This is a genomic window from Salinivibrio socompensis S35 (assembly GCF_000513715.1).
Taxonomy (GTDB): Bacteria; Pseudomonadota; Gammaproteobacteria; order Enterobacterales; family Vibrionaceae; genus Salinivibrio; species Salinivibrio socompensis.
In genome coordinates this window covers 1-2,384 of sequence record NZ_AQOD01000225.1, presented here as the reverse complement: position 1 = coordinate 2,384, position 2,384 = coordinate 1, and the positions used below count along the sequence as shown (strand labels likewise).

General features: G+C 49.2%; 3 protein-coding genes and 1 pseudogene. 1 reads left to right on the top strand and 3 read right to left on the bottom strand.

The window, feature by feature from the left end:
* Window positions 1-168 (top strand): annotated as a pseudogene (locus DZ54_RS26550) (IS4 family transposase); the annotation flags it as partial.
* A gap of 9 nt (window positions 169-177) precedes the next feature.
* Here DZ54_RS26550 and DZ54_RS25665 read toward each other — a convergent pair.
* The 3 genes from DZ54_RS25665 to DZ54_RS0117205 all read right to left on the bottom strand — a co-directional run bounded on the left by DZ54_RS25665 (window position 178) and on the right by DZ54_RS0117205 (window position 2,288).
* On the bottom strand, window positions 178-852 hold the full coding sequence (locus DZ54_RS25665; RefSeq protein ID WP_205619434.1) for a Tle-like phospholipase domain-containing protein: 675 nt from the start codon (window positions 850-852) through the stop codon (window positions 178-180).
* Entirely contained in the window at window positions 842-1,588 is a 747-nt protein-coding gene (locus DZ54_RS25660) for a PAAR domain-containing protein (protein ID WP_240474075.1), read from the bottom strand. The genes DZ54_RS25665 and DZ54_RS25660 overlap by 11 nt, the downstream gene beginning before the upstream one ends.
* An 85-nt stretch (window positions 1,589-1,673) precedes the next feature.
* Window positions 1,674-2,288 carry a bacteriophage T4 gp5 trimerisation domain-containing protein gene (locus tag DZ54_RS0117205; protein ID WP_025675455.1) on the bottom strand — a complete coding sequence of 205 codons (615 nt, stop codon included), beginning with the start codon at window positions 2,286-2,288 and terminating at the stop codon, window positions 1,674-1,676.
* Between the last annotated feature and the right edge of the window lie 96 nt (window positions 2,289-2,384).

Genomic DNA, 2,384 nt, shown 5'->3' with positions numbered 1-2,384 from the left:
TTTCAAGCGAATACAGTCAGAAATCGAAATGTCCTGTCTACCGTCCGGTTAGGTATGGAAGTCCTCAGGCGACCAGACTACGAAATTATAACTCAACACTTCTTAGCTGCGGCTGTGGTTCTAGCCCAGCAGCTCTTAAAAGAGGGCTATGCATTGGCGGATTTATGAGGGGATCTCTCAGTGCTTGGCTAGCGTGTGTAAATCATCAACTTTGCGATCTTCAATAGCCTCGCGCATCATATCCATACCATGTAAATTGATTCGCTCTTTTCCCTTAACGTCGGCATCTCTTGCTATCGCTCCGCTGGTACTAGGAGCCGCGTCAGCGCCTTCCGCCTCAGCCGTTAACGATTTCGGTTTGTAAAAGGTATGGGTGGTATTACCAACCGCGCTTGGTAGGCGCTTTAAAACGGGCATCTTTTCTTGCACATGGGTGAGCACCTCACCCTCTATTCGATAACGAGTGATATTATCATCACTGCCTTGTTGTGCTTTGGGCACTCCATAGCGCTCAACGGTCTTCTTATGCAATCCAGCACTATTAAAGGTGGTGGTAGGAAAATTACCGGCTTTCGAAGCCGCAGAGGCCAAGCCTCCCCCTAAAGAATGCCCTGATATTTCTATTGGGTAGCCTGCTTTTTTGATGTTTCTGCTAATTTCAACGGCTTGCTTATAGTATTTTGACCTTCCCAAAAGAGCTTGCGGGATATTGCCTTTGGTCCAGTCTTCCGTCGCTTCTGTGCCTCGAAAAGCCAGTACTGGCTTCGCCTCTGACCCAAATACGTCCGGATCTGGTATATACACTTGTGCACGAAAGTTTGTTTTATCGACTTTATAATCTTTAGGTATCAATGCCTAACTTTTTAAGCTGTTTTTTGTTCGCCAGCTTCCAGCCTGAATCATGTTTAAAATCCTCGGCGACTTGTTGACGAGGTTCTTTTAACTTTTCTTTATCGAGGGTATAGATATGTTCACTGAGCATTGCTTTTTCAGCCGCGTCCATATCTTGCGTGAATCGTTCAGCAACGTCTGGCTCTTTCTCGCTGGCACGCTCTGTGATCGCTTCACGTGCTTTTCGCCGCTTGGCTTTGGTGGTGCCTTTTTCTAACACATCCAGCATTTGTGCGGGTGATCCGCCACTTTTTACCAACGACGATAAGTCTTCACCGAGAGGTGGTAATTCCTCGGGAAGCGCTTGCGTGATGGTGCCCTTGAGCTGCTGCTCTGCCACAGACTTAAAGTAGCCAGGGCTGTAAATCGGTTTTGACCAAAGTGCTTCAACCGGGTTGACCAAAGGCAAGATCCGTAAGAAAGGTGCATTACTTTTAGCCGCCCCCTCACCACAATCATGTGATGGTGACTGGTACGGCGTCTCACCAATAAACACGTCGCCTGAACCCGCAGCAACCTGACCGCCACAACCAATGGCATCGCCGACCCGTGAGGCCGGCTTTCCGTTGATGGAAACATTCGACGACCCAGCACTGATGCTACGCCCATGAATACCATGCGGCATATTCGGACAAGGACAAGCATGAAGCAGTACAGGGTCACCTTTACGCGCTGCTGGCTTGCCATTGATTGACACATCAGGCTACCGCTAATAATGGGGGTGGCAGGGAAGCAACCATGCCCTGCCGCACTGTCTCCGAGTCTTCCAGCACTTGGCATAATTACCTCCGTCGGTCCGGATCATCAGGCTGCTGAGGCTTATCTGTCTCATCAGGCTGAACCATAGTGGGTGCCGTACCTTTACCGGGAGAGCCGCCTTCATTGATCTTCACTTTGGTGCCAGAGATAGTGATCCCGCCGCCGTCAATTTTGACAAAACCACCGGGGCCTTTAATCGTTAACTCATTACCAGCTTCCAGGACAATATTTTTGGCGGTTAAGTAGCTCTCATTACTGACTTTGGTCCGTTGGTTAGCACCGATCTCTTTCTCTTCCGAGGCCGTGGCTTGTGTGACGATCCCACCTTCCACTTTGGTGATCATGCCGCCAGAAATAAAGCGACTCAGTTTACCCAAGATACGCTGCACGAGGTTGCGGCCAATTTTCTGGTGATGATCTTGACCAAATTCTTCAACGACATTTTTGCCAACCATACGATGGCTATTTTCCGTTACAGATTGATAAGCGTTGCGCCCGACTTGACGGTGGCTATCCACACCCACAAATTCGCGATGGATGTTTTCGGTGACAATATCTTGGTCTTTCTGCGCATGGATGTAGATTTGCTCGATGGATGCTTGGTCCTGAGAGATCCCCTCATAAATCCGCCAATGCATAGCCCTCTTTTAAGAGCTGCTGGGCTAGAACCACAGCCGCAGCTAAGAGGTGTTGAGTTATAATTTCGTAGTCTGGTCGCCTGAGGACTTCCATAC

What these genes read in the sequence shown, in the direction of transcription:
- DZ54_RS0117205 (WP_025675455.1), bottom strand. Translation starts at nt 2,288, where the DNA reads ATGCATTGGCGGATTTATGAGGGGATCTCTCAGGACCAAGCATCCATC.